This window comes from Aquabacterium sp. (assembly GCF_041915145.1).
GTDB lineage: Bacteria > Pseudomonadota > Gammaproteobacteria > Burkholderiales > Burkholderiaceae_C > Aquabacterium.
The window spans coordinates 1-14,904 of sequence record NZ_JAYSBZ010000032.1; the positions used below are offsets into that span (position 1 = coordinate 1).

At 66.2% G+C, this 14,904-nt stretch carries 13 protein-coding genes and 1 rRNA gene; 4 read left to right on the forward strand and 10 right to left on the reverse strand.

Going from position 1 to position 14,904, the window contains the following annotated elements; genetic code table 11:
* A 16S ribosomal RNA gene (locus ACE3SS_RS07865) occupies window positions 1–308 on the reverse strand; the annotation flags it as partial.
* A gap of 508 nt (window positions 309–816) precedes the next feature.
* Between ACE3SS_RS07865 and ACE3SS_RS07870 the strand changes: the two genes are divergently transcribed.
* The gene (locus tag ACE3SS_RS07870) at window positions 817–1,554 is read left to right on the forward strand and encodes a 16S rRNA (uracil(1498)-N(3))-methyltransferase (protein ID WP_374592639.1); all 738 of its coding nucleotides are present in this window, start codon (window positions 817–819) and stop codon (window positions 1,552–1,554) included.
* A gap of 7 nt (window positions 1,555–1,561) precedes the next feature.
* Here ACE3SS_RS07870 and ACE3SS_RS07875 read toward each other — a convergent pair whose 3' ends face one another.
* The 7 genes from ACE3SS_RS07875 to argS all read right to left on the reverse strand — a co-directional run bounded on the left by ACE3SS_RS07875 (window position 1,562) and on the right by argS (window position 9,016).
* Window positions 1,562–2,806 carry a class I SAM-dependent RNA methyltransferase gene (locus ACE3SS_RS07875; RefSeq protein ID WP_374592641.1) on the reverse strand — a complete coding sequence of 415 codons (1,245 nt, stop codon included), beginning with the start codon at window positions 2,804–2,806 and terminating at the stop codon, window positions 1,562–1,564.
* An 84-nt stretch (window positions 2,807–2,890) separates the two neighbouring features.
* Window positions 2,891–4,435, reverse strand: a complete 1,545-nt coding sequence (locus tag ACE3SS_RS07880; RefSeq protein WP_374592643.1) for an RNA polymerase factor sigma-54 — start codon at window positions 4,433–4,435, stop codon at window positions 2,891–2,893.
* 19 nt (window positions 4,436–4,454) lie between these two features.
* Complete coding sequence (gene lptB, locus ACE3SS_RS07885; RefSeq protein ID WP_374592645.1) at window positions 4,455–5,219, reverse strand: LPS export ABC transporter ATP-binding protein; 765 nt, start codon at window positions 5,217–5,219, stop codon at window positions 4,455–4,457.
* Complete coding sequence (lptA, locus tag ACE3SS_RS07890) at window positions 5,216–5,797, reverse strand: lipopolysaccharide transport periplasmic protein LptA (protein WP_374592647.1); 582 nt, start codon at window positions 5,795–5,797, stop codon at window positions 5,216–5,218. The genes lptB and lptA overlap by 4 nt, the downstream gene beginning before the upstream one ends.
* Window positions 5,798–5,883: 86 nt before the next feature.
* A complete protein-coding gene (locus ACE3SS_RS07895; protein WP_374592649.1) occupies window positions 5,884–6,531 on the reverse strand; it encodes a thiol:disulfide interchange protein DsbA/DsbL in 648 nt (215 codons plus the stop codon).
* A gap of 110 nt (window positions 6,532–6,641) precedes the next feature.
* Window positions 6,642–7,253, reverse strand: a complete 612-nt coding sequence (locus ACE3SS_RS07900) for an SPOR domain-containing protein (protein WP_374592651.1) — start codon at window positions 7,251–7,253, stop codon at window positions 6,642–6,644.
* A gap of 50 nt (window positions 7,254–7,303) precedes the next feature.
* Complete coding sequence (gene argS, locus ACE3SS_RS07905; RefSeq protein ID WP_374592653.1) at window positions 7,304–9,016, reverse strand: arginine--tRNA ligase; 1,713 nt, start codon at window positions 9,014–9,016, stop codon at window positions 7,304–7,306.
* 170 nt (window positions 9,017–9,186) lie between these two features.
* Here argS and ACE3SS_RS07910 point away from each other — a divergent pair, with 170 nt between their 5' ends.
* Complete coding sequence (locus ACE3SS_RS07910; protein ID WP_374592655.1) at window positions 9,187–10,533, forward strand: protein kinase; 1,347 nt, start codon at window positions 9,187–9,189, stop codon at window positions 10,531–10,533.
* A 115-nt stretch (window positions 10,534–10,648) separates the two neighbouring features.
* A complete protein-coding gene (locus ACE3SS_RS07915; RefSeq protein WP_374592657.1) occupies window positions 10,649–10,936 on the forward strand; it encodes a hypothetical protein in 288 nt (95 codons plus the stop codon).
* Window positions 10,937–10,996: 60 nt separating this feature from the next.
* Here ACE3SS_RS07915 and ACE3SS_RS07920 read toward each other — a convergent pair whose 3' ends face one another.
* A complete protein-coding gene (locus ACE3SS_RS07920; protein WP_374592659.1) occupies window positions 10,997–11,452 on the reverse strand; it encodes a DUF2214 family protein in 456 nt (151 codons plus the stop codon).
* Window positions 11,445–12,401: a LysR family transcriptional regulator gene (locus ACE3SS_RS07925; RefSeq protein ID WP_374592661.1), complete on the reverse strand. Its 957-nt coding sequence runs from the start codon at window positions 12,399–12,401 to the stop codon at window positions 11,445–11,447. The genes ACE3SS_RS07920 and ACE3SS_RS07925 overlap by 8 nt, the downstream gene beginning before the upstream one ends.
* A gap of 279 nt (window positions 12,402–12,680) precedes the next feature.
* On the opposite strand from ACE3SS_RS07925, the gene ACE3SS_RS07930 reads away from it, so the two are divergent.
* Entirely contained in the window at window positions 12,681–14,888 is a 2,208-nt protein-coding gene (locus tag ACE3SS_RS07930) for a malate synthase G (RefSeq protein WP_374592663.1), read from the forward strand.
* The last annotated feature ends 16 nt before the right edge of the window (window positions 14,889–14,904 follow it).

Genomic DNA, 14,904 nt, shown 5'->3' on the forward strand with positions numbered 1-14,904 from the left:
GTGTGGCTGGTCGTCCTCTCAGACCAGCTACAGATCGTCGGCTTGGTAGGCCTTTACCCCACCAACTACCTAATCTGACATCGGCCGCTCCAATAGCGAGAGGTCTTGCGATCCCCCCCTTTCACCCGTAGGTCGTATGCGGTATTAATCCGGCTTTCGCCGGGCTATCCCCCACTACTGGGCACGTTCCGATGCATTACTCACCCGTTCGCCACTCGTCAGCATCCGAAGACCTGTTACCGTTCGACTTGCATGTGTAAGGCATGCCGCCAGCGTTCAATCTGAGCCAGGATCAAACTCTTCAGTTCAATCTCTGTTTAAAACTCACTCTTAACGGAATTGAAGTGAACTTCACTACAAGTGAATTTCATTTCGTATTTCCGTGAGCGTTTGTGGATCCGAAGATCCTTGGCATTCGCCTTCAAACACCCACGCTTATCGGCTGTTAATTTTTAAAGAGCATCCGCTTGATTTGCGTTACTTGCAATTCGTAAGCAGCGAAGAGATGAGATTGTGTCATTTCTTCAAAACCCTGTCAAGGGCTTGGTTATTTAGCGTTTGCGATTTGCATTTGCTTCGTAACCGCCTTCTTGCGGGCCGCTGCGTTCAGCGAAGACGTAGACTGTAGCACGGGTTTTCTCTCACGCGCAAGTGCTTTGTCAAAAAAACTTCATGCGCCCGCCACGCCGCCGTCTTTGCGCCCCCGTCAGCCCCAGCGTGTATCGAGATCTTCTTCTCGCTGTGGAGAGAATACGCGGCCATGGGGCGCAGTTGTCACCCCATCAATACCAGCAACCTCTTCCCTTCGTTCCATACATGCCTCATCGTCTGTTCGTCGAGCTTGCCCTCTCTGAAGGACTCACCTGCTCACTCCCCGAGGGGCCGACCCGCCATACCCAGGTGTTGCGCATGCAGCCGGGCGATGCGCTCACGCTGTTCAATGGACAAGGTGGGGAGTGGTCCGCGACAGTCGATGCGATGTCTCGCTCGGAAACTGTGGTGTGCATTGGCTCCTACGTGGAATGCTCTCGAGAGCTGCCTGTTCGTGTCACGCTGGCCGTCGGCATGCCAGCCAACGAGCGGATGGATTGGCTGGTCGAGAAGGCCGCAGAGCTGGGTGCTTTCGCCATTCAACCGCTGGAGTGCCAACGCTCGGTGTTGCGCTTGAGTGGCGCCCGCGCCGACAAACGCGTCACGCACTGGCAAGCGGTCGCCATATCGGCCTGCGAACAAAGCGGGCGCACCGCCGTCCCTATCGTTCATCCGATTCGGACCGCCGCGGATTGGCTTGTTGCAAGCGCGCAGCCAGGAACTCACCTGGATATCAAGCGCTATGTGTTGAGTCTGCGAGAGGCTACCGACTTCGCCAGCACACTCGGCCGCGCGGCGGACCTGCGAGACGCGATGTTCTTCAGTGGACCGGAAGGCGGGTTGACGGAGGGGGAGGAAGCCGCAGCCCTGGCTGCCGGATTCGCACCGGTCAGCCTGGGGCCTCGCGTGCTGCGCGCCGACACCGCACCACTGGCGGCACTGGCGATACTGGGCGCGCGCTGACGAGTGCTCAGCCTTGCTCGGGCTCGGGAGCCTCGGCGGCGTCAGAGCGCATCGACCCGCTCACCAGGTCAAAGCGGAAAAAGCGACATTCGATCGGCCCGTTCCACATCGGGATGCGGCGCGACTCTTTCAGGCGCATGGCGGTGGGCAGCTTCAGATCGGGGCTGAGCACCCATGCCGTCCAGCCCGCGTAATGCCGCTTCCAGTGCGCTGACAGGCGCTGGAAGAAATCTTGCGGCGCCTCGTCTCGCGAACTCTGCGTGCCCTTTGGGCCGATGCGCTCGCCATATGGCGGGTTGAGCATCAGCGTACCGTGCTCGCACGGCGGCATGCGCTGCAAGGCGTCGGCCGTCTTCAGATCGATGGCGCGCAGGACGCCCGCGCGCTCAGCATTGCGGGTGGCAAAGTCGGTGAGCCGGAAGGCCACGTCACCGGCGTAGATCGGCACCTCGGCCGCCCGTACTCGGGCACGGGCGGCGTCCTTCAGTGCATACCAAGTGGAGCGCTCGTCGCGGAACGGCAGCCAGCGCTCGAACGCAAAGCGGCGCTGCAGGCCGGGCGCGATATCGCACGCCACCTGCGCCGCCTCGATGGCAATGGTGCCGGCACCGCAGCAGGGGTCGAGCAAGGCCCCGTCTTCGGGGCGCCCGTGCCAGCCCGCCGCCGCCAGCATGGCCGCCGCGAGCGTCTCCTTGAGCGGTGCCTCGCCCTTGTCTTCACGCCAGCCCCGCTTGAACAAGGCCTCGCCTGACGTGTCGGCGTACAGCGTGGCGTATTCGGGCGCCAGGTGCAGCACCAGCGGCAGATCGGGGCGGTGCGTGTCGACGCTCGGGCGTTCGCCGAAATCGTCGCGCATGGCGTCGCAGACCGCATCCTTGACCCGCAAGGCCGCGAAGTTGAGACTTTTGAGCGGCGAGCGCTGCGAGGTCACGTCGACGCGCAGGGTTTCGCGGGGCGTGACCCAGTCGGACCAGCGCGCCTGCCGCGCCAGGTCGTACAGATCGTGTTCGTCGCGGTAGGGGCCGTAGGCCATTTCCCACAGCACGCGCTGAGCCAGGCGGCTTTCGAGGTTGAGCTGCATCGTCAGGTCGAGCGCGGCATCGAAGGACACCTCGACCGCCACGCCGCCACGCTGCCCATGGACGCGCGCCTGGTCCGCCCCCACGCCCCGCTCGATGATGCGCTGCACCTCGTCGGCCAGCCACGCCTCGACGCCGGCCGCACAGGGCAAAAACAGGATCTGGTTGCTCATCGCAAAGGCCTTTTATGCAGACTCAACAAGTAAAGGGCGCGCACCCGGATGCGCCGATCAGGGTCGAACATGGCTCCGCGACGTTCAAAGCGTGCGGCGCAGATTGGCCGGCGCGATCCGTAGCGCCTCTCGGTATTTGGCCACCGTGCGACGTGCCACCTGAATGCCCTGCTCTTCGAGCATCTGGCTCAGTTGGCTGTCGGACAGCGGCTTCTTGGCGTCTTCAGCCGCCACGAGTTGCTTGATCAGGGCGCGCACCGCCGTGCTCGACGCATTGCCGCCCGCCTCGGTGTTGAGCGACGAGCCGAAGAAATACTTCAGCTCGAAGGTGCCGAACGGCGTGTTCATGTACTTGGCCGTGGTCACGCGCGAGATGGTGGACTCGTGCAGGCCCAGCTCGTCGGCGATCTCGCGCAGCACCAGCGGCTTCATCGCGATCTCGCCGTGGCTGAAGAAATTCTTCTGCCGCTCGACGATGGCCTGCGACACACGCAGGATGGTCTCGAAGCGCTGCTGGATGTTCTTGACGAACCAGCGCGCCTCCTGCAGCCGCGACGCCAACGCCTGCCCGCCCTCGTCGCCACCACCCCGCGTCGCGCCGCGATGCTGCTTGAGCGCCTGGGCGTAGAGGTCGTTGATGCGCAGCTTGGGCATGACGTCCGGATTCAGCACCACGCGCCAGCCGCGGCCGGACTTCTGCACGATCACGTCGGGCACGATGATGTTGGCCTCGGCGCGCGCGAACTGCCGCCCCGGCTTGGGCTCGAGTGCCACGATGAGCGCTTGCGCCTCCTTGAGCAGCTCCTCGTCGGCGCCGGTGGCGGCCATGAGCTTCTTGAAGTCGCGCCGGGCAAGCAATTCGAGGTGATCCTTGCAGATCAGGATGGCGATCATCTGCGCCTCGGAGCGCGGCAGCGTCCGCAACTGCAGGATCAGGCAGTCGGACAGATTGGCCGCCCCCACCCCGGTCGGCTCCAGGCTTTGCAACAGGCGCAGGCCGCAGCGCAGTTGCGACAGCACGTCGTCGAAGGCATCGGGGTCGGATTCGGCGAGGCCGGGCGCCAGGCGCTGGGCGATCTCGTCCAGCGGGTCGCTCAGGTAGCCGTCGTCGTCGAGCGAGTCGATCAGCATGTCCACGGCCATGGCGTCGGCGGGAGACAAGCGCATGCCGCGCAATTGCTCGCGCAAGAAGTCTGGCAGCGATTGCGAGATCTCGGTGCGCTCCAGCGGATCGGAGTCGTCATCGACCTCGCCAGCCGCGCGCGACGAGGGCAATTCGCTGATGCCGTCGAAGTCGTCGCGCTCGGTGCCGTTTTCCCAGTCGTCGCGCTCGGTGGCGCCGAACTCGACGCTGTCCACCGTGGCGGCCGCGTCGGCCTCGCCCGCCGTCTCCGCGCCGGATTCACGCGTCTCGGTTTCGGCGACCCGCTCGTTGGCGGCGCGCTCGACACCGGTCGGCTCGAGGGGCACGAATTCTTCGTCGGTCTCCAGGAAAGGATTCTGTTCGAGCATCTGCTCGACTTCCTGGTGCAGCTCCAGCGTGGACAACTGCAGCAGCCGGATGGACTGCTGCAACTGCGGCGTCAACGCCAGATGTTGCGACAGGCGAAACTGGAGCGAAGGCTTCATCGACCGCTACCGCCCTCGCTCACATGCGGAAGTGTTCGCCCAGGTAAACCTTGCGGACCTGCGGGTTGGCGACGATCTCTTGCGGGGTTCCCTCGGCCAGCACCGAGCCCTCGCTGATGATGTAGGCGCGATCGCAAATGCCCAGCGTCTCGCGCACGTTGTGGTCGGTGATCAGCACGCCGATGCCGCGCTTCTTGAGAAAGCCGATGATGCGCTGGATCTCGATCACCGCGATCGGGTCGACGCCCGCGAAGGGCTCGTCGAGCAGGATGAAGCGCGGTTGCGTGGCCAGCGCCCGGGCGATCTCGACGCGGCGGCGCTCGCCGCCCGACAAGGCCAGCGCCGGGCTGGTGCGCAGCTTCTCGATGCTGAGTTCGCCCAGCAAGGTGGTGAGGCGGCGCTCGATGACGTCGCGCTTGAGCGCCTTGCCGTCGCGATCGCGTTGCAGCTCAAGCACGGCGCGGATGTTTTCTTCGACGGTCAGCTTGCGGAAGATCGATGCTTCTTGCGGCAGGTAACTCAGGCCGAGGCGCGAGCGCTCGTGGATCGGCAGACGCTCGACCGCGCGCTCGTCGATCTGGATACGCCCCGCATCGGCCCGCACCAGGCCCACGATCATGTAGAAGCTGGTGGTCTTGCCCGCGCCATTGGGGCCGAGCAGGCCGACCACCTCACCGGCCGACACCGCCACATGGACGTCCTTGACCACCGTGCGGGCGCCGTAGCGCTTTTGCAAGCCACTGGCTTGCAGGCGACTCGGCGCGGCGGACGGCTCCGCGTTCAACGCGCGCCTCCAGCCGGCGTGCGCGGCGACAACATGCCGCGCACCCGCCCACCCGGAGCCGCCGAACTGGGGCCGCCGACAACCTGGAAGACGTCTGCGGCGTTGTTGTAGACGATGGTCTGGCCGGCCACCTCGTCGGACACGGCCGCGCCTCGCAGTCGGCGCATCTCGGCCTTGCCGATGAAGCGCACGGTATCGGCCTGGCCGTCGTATTCGATGCGCTCGGACTCGCCCTCGATGAACTCGTCCATGCCCTCGCGCTTCTGGCGGAAGTACGAGCGCCCGCCATTGCCCCCGGTGGCGACCGCGAATTGCGTGCCGTCAGCGTTCTGGCGCACCTCGACGCGCGCGGCGCGCAGGATCATCGTGCCCTTGGTGAGATCGACATTGCCGGTCAGCACATTCACCTGCTGCGCATCGTCGGAGCGCGCGCTGTCGGCGACGAAATTGAGCGGCTTGAACTGATCGGCCTTTTCGGCATGCGCCGGCAACCCGGTCAGACCAGAAAGGGCCGCCACGCACCAGATGGCGCGGCGCATCAGGCGCGGCGCGCCCGGACAAACCAGAGGATGCAGCATAGGCAAAATTGATCGGCACGAAATTTGCTGTCGATTCTAGCCTTGCTGCACTGCACCGCGCAGAAAACCCGGGAGCGCCGCCGAACTCAGCGCCCGGCGCGCGCCGCGGCGATCAAGGCGTTGGCGGCCTCGAACGTCTTGGGTTCGGACTGGGTCATCGATACCGAGGTCAGGTATTGCCCATTCACGCCCAGCGTCGGCACGCCGTCGATCTTGTACTGCTCGGCCAGGCGGTTGGCCTGCGCCACCTTGCTTTGCATGCCGAACGAGTTGTAGACCGACTTGAACTTGGCGGCATCCACGCCGTTGCGGGCGGCCCACTCGGCGGCCACATCGGCCTGATCGAGTTGCAGATGCTGTTTGTGGACGGCATCGAACACCTTGGCCTGCAAGGCGTTGACCTGACCCAGCGCCTCGAGCGTGAGGTACAGCTTTTGCAGCGGCACCCAGGTCGGTCGGAAGGCGATGGGCACGCGGCGGAAGACCACGTCGCTCGGCAGCTTGGCCACCCAGGCCTCGAGCGCCGGGTCGAACTCGGCGCAATGCGGGCAGGCGTACGAGAAGAACTCGATCACCTCGATCTTGCCGGCCGGCACCGACACCGGCGCACGCTGCGCGAGTTTCACGTACTGTCCGGCGGCCGGCAGCCCGCCTTGCGCGAACACCGACGGCGAGGCCAGCAAGGCAGCCATGCCCAGGCCTGCAGACCAGGCGGCAAATTGACGACGCTTCATGAGATTCCTTTCGCGACCACGGCGATCGCGCCGCGGCGGGGTGAGTTGAGAGTCAGACGAGCCAGATCCCGTTGACCGCCCTCGCATGGAGTCGGTCAACGGCCCGAAGTTCAGCGCTGCACGCGCACCAAGGCGGCCTCGACACCGCCGCCGGCCAGCTTGGCCTTGGCATCGTCGGCCTGCGTGCGCTGCTCGAACGGCCCGAGTCGCACGCGGTACACCGTGCGGCCAGCCTGTTCGCGCTCGCTGACGCGTGCCTCCAAGCCCATCATCGCCAGTTTGGCGCGCTGCTGCTCTGCTTCTTCTGCATGACTAAACGCGCCAGCCTGCACAAAGTAGACAAATGGGTCGACGCCCGAGGCAGCCGGCGATGCGGCGGCAGCCGTTGCCGACGATTTGTCAGCCAGGATGGCCGCCGGATCGCGGGCCGACGAGGCCGCAGCCGGCGCGCTGGCCGCGTCGCCATCGACCACCTCGCCCGAGGCCGACTGCGCCACCGGGTGCGGCTTGGCGGGGTTCTTGCCGTAGAGCGGGCTGTTCGGGTCCCAGTTCTTGTTCTTCTCGGCCTCGGCGGCGTCCTGCTGCGCGTTGCGCTGCGGCACCTTGTCGACAAAGGGCACGGGCACCTTGGCCACGTACATGGCCACGCCCAAGGCAATCGCCAGGCCGAGCAGCAGGCCGACGATCAAACCGATGACGAAGCCACCGCGTTGATGTTTCATGGGGTCTCCAGATCTGCGAGAAAAGGACTAGACAGGACGAGGCCGACGGCTCACATCTTGTCGGGGTGGCTCACGCCCAGCAGCGTCAACGCGTTGCGCAGCACCTGCACGGTGGCCAGCAACAAGGCCATGCGGGCGCGGGCCAGCTCGGCGTCGTCCACCAGGAAGCGCTCGGCCGCGTAGTAGCTGTGGAACGAGCCGGCCAGATCGCGCAGGTAGAAGGCCACGTCGTGCGGCGCGAAGCCTTGCGCCGCCGCCGTCAACATGGCCGGGTATTCGGCCAGCTTGGCCATCAGCGCGAATTCGGACGGCGCCGTGAGCCGCTGCACGTGGGCGTGCGACAGCGAGGCCTCGATGGCCTGCAGGCCGAGCGTCTCGATGTCGATGCCGACCTGCTCGGCGTACTGGCGCAGCACCGAGCAGATGCGGGCGTGGGCGTATTGAACGTAGAACACCGGGTTCTCGTCGTTCTGCTGCAGGGCCAGGTCCACGTCGAAGACGAATTCGGTGTCGGCCTTGCGACTGATCAGGAAGAAGCGGACGGCGTCCTTGCTGGTCCACTCGATGAGGTCGCGCAGTGTGACGTAGCTGCCGGCACGCTTGGAGATCTTCACCTCCTCGCCACCCTTCATCACGGTGACCATCTTGTGCAGCACGTAGTCGGGGTAGCCCTCGGGGATGCCGACACCAGCCGCCTGCAGGCCGGCGCGCACGCGGGCAATGGTGCCGTGGTGGTCCGAGCCCTGGATATTGATGACCTTGGTGAAGCCGCGCTCCCACTTGTTGATGTGATACGCCACGTCGGGCACGAAGTAGGTGTAGCCGCCCTCGCTCTTGCGCATCACGCGGTCTTTGTCGTCGCCGTAGTCGGTGGTGCGCAGCCACAAGGCGCCGTCTTGCTCGAAGGTCTTGCCGGCGTCGATGAGCTTTTGCACCGTCTGCTCGACGCGGCCGTCCGAGTACAGGCTCGACTCCAGGTAGTAATGGTCGAAGCGCACCTCGAAGGCCTTGAGGTCGAGATCCTGCTCGTGGCGCAGGTAGGCCACGGCGAACTGGCGGATGTTGTCCAGGTCGTCGGGGTCGCCCGAGGCGGTGAACTCGCGGTCGTCGGCGTGCACGGTCTTCTGCTGCAGATAGTCGTGCGCGATGTCGGCGATGTAGTCGCCGTTGTAGGCCGACTCGGGCCAGTGCTCGTCACCGGGCTTGTGGCCCTTGATGCGCGCGTGGGTCGACCACGCCAAGGTGCTGATCTGCACGCCGGCGTCGTTGTAATAGAACTCGCGGTGCACCTGGCAGCCTTGCGTCTCGAACAGGTTGCACAGCGCGTCGCCCAGCGCGGCCTGGCGGCCGTGGCCGACGTGCAGCGGGCCGGTGGGGTTGGCCGAGACGAACTCGACCAGCACGCGCTGGCCGTTGTCTGGCTGCCGACCGAAGCCGGCGCCGGCGGCCAGCACCTCGGGCACGATGGCCTGCTTGGCCTCGGGCTTGAGGCGCAGGTTGATGAAGCCGGGGCCGGCGAGTTCGAGCGCGGCGACCCATTTTTCAAACGCGGGCTGGCGCTGCAGGGCGTCGATCAGCGCCTGCCCCAGCTCGCGGGGGTTCTTCTTGAGGGGTTTGGCCAGCTGCATGGCGGCGGTGATGGCGAAATCGCCATGCGCGGCCTGCTTGGGCAGCTCGAAAGTCGGGGCCAGGGTGGACTCGGGCGCCAGTTCGCGCAGGGCCAGGCCCAGCGCCACCAGCAGATCGTGTTTCGCTTGAATCATGGCGGCGATTCTACGAGGCGGTGCTGACCGGCCGCCCCGCCTCGGCAGCGCCCCGCTGCCCCGCGATCAACCCTGTCAGCGTGACAAATTACACCCCCCAAGCCCCGGTTTTTCGTCGAACATGCGAAGCGCTGACGTGAAAGGATGAGGCTCTAGCCACTCGAGTTTTCATGAACGCCGTCGACATCGAGCTCCAACACGAGCTGATCGGTAAATATGCAGCACGACGCAAGCTGGGCGAAGGCGCCAGCAGCGAGGTGTTTTTGTGCCGCGACGAGTTCCACGATCGCGACGTGGCCATCAAGCGGGTACGCGCCAGCGCCATGGTCGATGCGGTGGACGGCCCCGTCTACGCCCGCTTCTTCGCCGCCGAGGCCGCCCTGGTGGGCCGCCTGCAGCACCCCAACGTGGTGCAGATCTTCGACGCGGTCGCCGATCCCGTCGCCCCTTATGTGGTGATGGAGTACGTGCCCGGCACCACGCTGCGCCCGTTCTGCCGCCCCGACTCGCTGCTGCCGCTGGAGCTGATCGTCGAAATCGGCTTCAAGTGCGCGATGGCGCTGGGCTATGTGTTCCGCCAGGGCCTGATCCACCGCGACGTCAAGCCCGCCAACATCCTGGCCGTGACGCACGACGGCACGCCCACCGGCGACATCACCGACGTGAAGGTCAGCGACTTCGGCAGCGTGCTCAACCTGAGCTCCGACGTGACGCAGATCGACCACGTCGGCTCGCTGGCCTACATGTCGCCCGAGCAACTCGACGGCCACGCGCTCGACTGCCGCGCCGACATCTATTCGCTCGGCGCCGTGCTCTATCACCTGATCGCCGGGCGCCCGCCGTTCGATGCCCCCTCGCAAGCCGTCTTGATGAATCACATCTACAACCAGCAGCCCGCCTCGCTGACGGGCATGCGCGCCGGCGTGGACGCCGCAGTGGACGCCGTGATCCAGCGCGCGCTGGCCAAGGAGCCGAAAGACCGCTTCCCGAACTGGGACGAGTTCGCCCAGGCGCTGTCCGGCCTGATCGCCGACCACAAGGTGCCGCGCGGGCAGATCCAGGGCGTGCTCGACTCCGAGCGCTTCAACCTGCTGCGCAGCCTCGACTTCTTCGCCGGCTTCGGCGATGTCGAGCTGTGGGAGGTGGTGCACCGCGCCAAGTGGCAGCGTTTCTCGTTCGGGCACCCGCTGTTCAAGCGCGGCGAGGAGGGGCGCACCTTCTACATCATTGCGCAAGGCGGCGTCGAGGTGTTTCGATCCGGCAAGCGCGTGGCCGTGCTGGGCGCGGGCACGTCGGTGGGCGAAATGGCCTACCTGGCGCCCAGCCCCGAACTGCGCCGCCACAGCACCGACGTGATCGTCACCGAGTCGGTGACCACCATCTCGTTCACGCCCGAGAGCCTGGAACAGGTCAGCCCGGCTTGCCGGCACTTGTTCGACGATGCCTTCATCCGCGTGCTGGTGCGCCGCCTGCACGCCGCGCACGAAGCCCTGGCTCACCCTCGCCGCATCATGTGACGCCGCCTCGGCGTCATCCGAACCGCGCCCCGGCACGTTGAAGCGCGCAGGCGGGCCTCATGCCGATATAGTCGGCAGCGGCCCGCCTTCCCAACCAACCCACTGGAGTGCTGACATGCGCGCAAAAACCGCTTCCCTGATCGCCTCGCTGACCCTGGCCCTGCTGGGCACCGTGGCGCACGCCGCCGATGCCGCCTCGTGCGACATGCAAGCCGCTGACAAAAAACTGGCCGGCGCCGCCAAGGCCAGCTTCGTCAAGAAGTGCGAAAAGGACGCCGCCAAGGCCGGCGCCGCCGAAGCCTGCGCCACCAAGGCCGTGGACAAGAACGGCAAGGCCCTGGCCGGCGCCGCCAAGAGCAGCTTCATGAAGAAGTGCGAAAAGGACGCTGCCGCAGGCAAGTAAACCGGCCGCGCTCAACGCAACGGGCCCCGCGGGGCCCGTTTTTCATGGCCGCGCCAATGCTCACCCGACCGTGAACACGCCGCGCGCCAGCAGGGTGGCCGCCAGCGGCACCAGCATCAGCAAGTGGGCCTGGACCATGATCCAGCGCCGCACCCCGCGCACCTCGGCTTCGACCGGCAGACTGCCGTCGCGCTCCAGCGCGCGCAGCCAGCGGCGAAACGCCAGCGTCGGCCGCACGGACATCAGGGCGATCACCACGAACAGCGTCAGCTTCAAATGCAGCAGCGGCTGGTGCCAGTACCAGGCCGTGCCCTTGGCCCCCAGCACGGTGCGCAGCACGCCGGTGGCGAGCACGGCCAGCGCGGCAAACAGATAGATCAGATCGACGCGATTCAGGCGCCGCACGACCGCCGCGTTGAGCCATTCGGCGCGACACAAGGCCGCCTCGCTGGTAAGAAACACCACCAACCCCAGGATGGCCGCGAAATGCGCGTACGCCAGCACGGCCTCAAGCATGGGAAGGCTCCGTCTCGGCCGCCGCCATCGACGCCCCGCCCGCCGCCACCTGCCAATAAGCCGGGTCGCCATAGGTCTGCTTGAGGTAGTCGATCCAGAGGCGCAGCCGCAGCGGCAGGTGCTTGCGCTGGGCGAAGACCGCGTAGATGCCGTTGGGCGGCGCGGCAAAGTCGTCGAGCACGCTCACCAGCTCGCCCGACGCCACCTCGCCCTCGACCTCCCAGGTCGAGCGCCACGCCACCCCCAGCCCGAGCCGGCACCAGTCGTGCAACACCTGGCCGTCGGAGCAGTCGAGCCGCGAGCCCGGCCGCACGTGCGCCACCTCGTTGTTGACGGTGAAGGCCCAGCCACGCGTCTGGCTGGCTTCGGAGCTGAGCATCAGGCAGTCGTGCTGCATCAGGTCATCGGGGTGCCTGGGCGTACCGCGCCGCTTCAAGTAAGACGGCGCCGCCACGCACAACCGACGGTTGTCGGCCAGACGCACGCTGACCAGGGACGAGTCGGACAAGTCGCCCACCCGCACCGCGCAGTCGTAACCCTCGTTGACCAGATCGACCACGCGATCGGACAGGTTCAAGGACAGCGACACGTCCGGGTGCGCCGCCAGAAAGCGCGGCACCAGGGGCGCCACGTGACGCCGCCCGAAGCCCGCCGGGGCCGTCACCCGCAGGTAGCCACTGGCCTTCACCCCGCCGGCGCTCACGCTGGCCTCGGCGTTGGCCAGGTCGGCCAGCAGGCGCTGCGCGTCTTCGAGAAACGCGCTGCCCTCGAAGGTGAGGGTGATGCGCCGCGTGGTACGCACCATCAGCTTGACGCCCAGGCGGTTTTCGAGCGCGTCGATGCGCCGCCCGATCACCGCCGGCGCCACGCCCTCGGCCTGCGCCGCCGCGGTCAGGCTGCCCTTGGTGGACACCGCCACGAACGACTCGATCTGCTTGAGACGATCCATTCCGACCCCCTTGCACCACAAAATTCACGAATTCAAGCGAATGCGGGGCAGATTAGAACTGCGCAAGTAAAAAATCAAGCACCACACGCCATGTGAATGAATCCGGCGAATCGCACTACAGTGTTGTCTTCACGCGCGCGTGCGCCTGCATCTGGCGTCTTTCGTCTGGCAACGGCGGCCTTTTCTCCGGCTGAGCCCGGTTGCCCCATCCGACCCACCGATCAGTCCGCGCCCGATTCGATTCCGCACTTCTTATCCACCTTCCTCAACGAGGTTCCCATGACCGCACGCACCCCAGTCCACAGCCTGCAAGTGGCCACCGAGCTGTACCGTTTTGTCGAAGACAAGGTGCTGCCCGGCACCGGCATCGACAGCGCCACGTTCTGGGCCGGCTTCGACAAGATCGTCGCCGACCTGGCCCCCAAAAATGCCGCCCTGCTGGCCGAGCGCGATCGCATCCAGACCGCCATGGATGCCTGGCACGCCGCCCACCCCGGCCCCATCACCGACATGGCCGCCTACAAGGCGCAGCTCGAGCAAATCGGCTACCTCGTGCCCGTGCCCGCTGACGTCAAGGCCACCACCGCCAATGTGGATGCCGAACTGGCGCTGCAAGCCGGCCCGCAGCTGGTGGTGCCCATCCTGAACGCCCGCTACGCCCTCAACGCCGCCAACGCCCGCTGGGGCAGCCTGTACGACGCGCTCTACGGCACGGACGCCATCCCCGAGACCGACGGCGCCGACAAGGGCAAGGGCTACAACCCGGTGCGCGGCGCCAAGGTGATCGCCTGGGCGCGCCGCTTCCTCGATCAAGCCGCGCCGCTGGAAGGCGCCTCGCACAAAGAGGCTGCCGGCTACAGCGTCGCCGGCGGCCAGCTCGTCGTGGCGCTCAACGGCGGCAAGACCACCGGCCTGCAAAACCCCGCTCAACTGGTGGGCTACCAAGGCGATGCGGCCGCGCCCAAGAGCGTGCTGCTGGTCAACAACGGCATGCACATCGACATCCAGATCGACCGCAGCACCAACATCGGCAAGACCGACGCGGCGGGCGTGGCCGATCTGGTGCTCGAATCGGCGGTGTCCACCATCCTCGACCTCGAAGACTCGGTGGCCGCCGTGGACGCCGAAGACAAGGTGCTGGGCTACAGCAACTGGCTGGGCATCCAGCTCGGCACGCTCACCGAAGAAGTCGCCAAGGGCGGCAAGACCTTCACCCGCAAGCTCAACGCCGACCGCGTCTACACCGCCCCGAACGGCGGCGAAATCAAGCTGCACGGCCGCTCGCTCATGTTCGTGCGCAACGTCGGCCACCTGATGACCAACCCCGCCATCCTGTGGGGCGTGGACTCTGAAGGTAAGGGCAAAGAGATCCCCGAAGGCATCATGGACGCGATGATCACCACGACCATCGCCCTGCACGACCTGCAAGGCCACGGCAAGATCAACGGTCAGGCCATCCGCAACTCGCGCTCCGGCTCGGTCTACATCGTCAAGCCCAAGATGCACGGCCCCGCCGAAGTGGCGTTTGCCGCCGAGCTGTTCGGCCGCGTCGAACAAGTCCTGGGGCTGCCTGACAGCACCGTCAAGCTGGGCATCATGGACGAAGAGCGCCGCACCTCGGCCAACCTCAAGGCCTGCATCGCTGCCGCTTCGAGCCGCGTGGCCTTCATCAACACCGGCTTCCTGGACCGCACCGGCGACGAGATGCACACCGCCATGCTGGCCGGCCCGATGATGCGCAAGGGCGACATCAAGAACAGCGCCTGGATCGCCGCCTACGAGCGCCGCAACGTGCTGATCGGCCTGCAATGCGGCCTGCGCGGCAAGGCGCAGATCGGCAAGGGCATGTGGGCCATGCCCGACCTCATGGCCGGCATGCTCGAACAGAAGATCGCCCACCCCAAGGCCGGCGCCAACACCGCCTGGACGCCTTCGCCCACCGCCGCCACGCTGCACGCCACGCACTACCACCAGGTGAACGTGGCCGCCATCCAGGCCGAGATCGAGAAAACCGGCGAATCGCCCGAGTCGCTGCTCGACAAGCTGCTCACCATCCCCGTGGTGGCCGAGGCCAACTGGTCGGATGCCGACAAGCAGCAGGAGCTCGACAACAACATCCAGGGCATCCTGGGTTACGTGGTGCGCTGGATCGACCAGGGCGTGGGCTGCTCGAAGGTGCCTGACATCCACAACGTGGGCCTGATGGAAGACCGCGCCACGCTGCGCATTTCCAGCCAGCACGTGGCCAACTGGCTGCACCATGGCGTGGTGGGCGAAGCGCAAGTGCGCGCCACCTTCACCCGCATGGCCGCGGTGGTGGATCAGCAAAACGCTGGCGACCCGCTGTACCAATCGCTGGTGGCCAACCCCAACGGCGCCGCGTTCCAGGCCGCGCTGGATCTGGTCTTCAAGGGCAAGGAGCAACCTTCGGGCTACACCGAGCCGCTGCTGCACGCCTGGCGCTTGAAGAAGAAAGCACAGGGCTGATCCGGTTCGGCGGCTT

What these genes read in the sequence shown, in the direction of transcription:
- ACE3SS_RS07870 (WP_374592639.1), top strand. Translation starts at nt 817, where the DNA reads ATGCCTCATCGTCTGTTCGTCGAGCTTGCCCTCTCTGAAGGACTCACC.
- ACE3SS_RS07875 (WP_374592641.1), bottom strand. Translation starts at nt 2,806, where the DNA reads ATGAGCAACCAGATCCTGTTTTTGCCCTGTGCGGCCGGCGTCGAGGCG.
- ACE3SS_RS07880 (WP_374592643.1), bottom strand. Translation starts at nt 4,435, where the DNA reads ATGAAGCCTTCGCTCCAGTTTCGCCTGTCGCAACATCTGGCGTTGACG.
- lptA (WP_374592647.1), bottom strand. Translation starts at nt 5,797, where the DNA reads ATGCTGCATCCTCTGGTTTGTCCGGGCGCGCCGCGCCTGATGCGCCGC.
- ACE3SS_RS07895 (WP_374592649.1), bottom strand. Translation starts at nt 6,531, where the DNA reads ATGAAGCGTCGTCAATTTGCCGCCTGGTCTGCAGGCCTGGGCATGGCT.
- ACE3SS_RS07900 (WP_374592651.1), bottom strand. Translation starts at nt 7,253, where the DNA reads ATGAAACATCAACGCGGTGGCTTCGTCATCGGTTTGATCGTCGGCCTG.
- argS (WP_374592653.1), bottom strand. Translation starts at nt 9,016, where the DNA reads ATGATTCAAGCGAAACACGATCTGCTGGTGGCGCTGGGCCTGGCCCTG.
- ACE3SS_RS07910 (WP_374592655.1), top strand. Translation starts at nt 9,187, where the DNA reads ATGAACGCCGTCGACATCGAGCTCCAACACGAGCTGATCGGTAAATAT.
- ACE3SS_RS07915 (WP_374592657.1), top strand. Translation starts at nt 10,649, where the DNA reads ATGCGCGCAAAAACCGCTTCCCTGATCGCCTCGCTGACCCTGGCCCTG.
- ACE3SS_RS07920 (WP_374592659.1), bottom strand. Translation starts at nt 11,452, where the DNA reads ATGCTTGAGGCCGTGCTGGCGTACGCGCATTTCGCGGCCATCCTGGGG.
- ACE3SS_RS07925 (WP_374592661.1), bottom strand. Translation starts at nt 12,401, where the DNA reads ATGGATCGTCTCAAGCAGATCGAGTCGTTCGTGGCGGTGTCCACCAAG.
- ACE3SS_RS07930 (WP_374592663.1), top strand. Translation starts at nt 12,681, where the DNA reads ATGACCGCACGCACCCCAGTCCACAGCCTGCAAGTGGCCACCGAGCTG.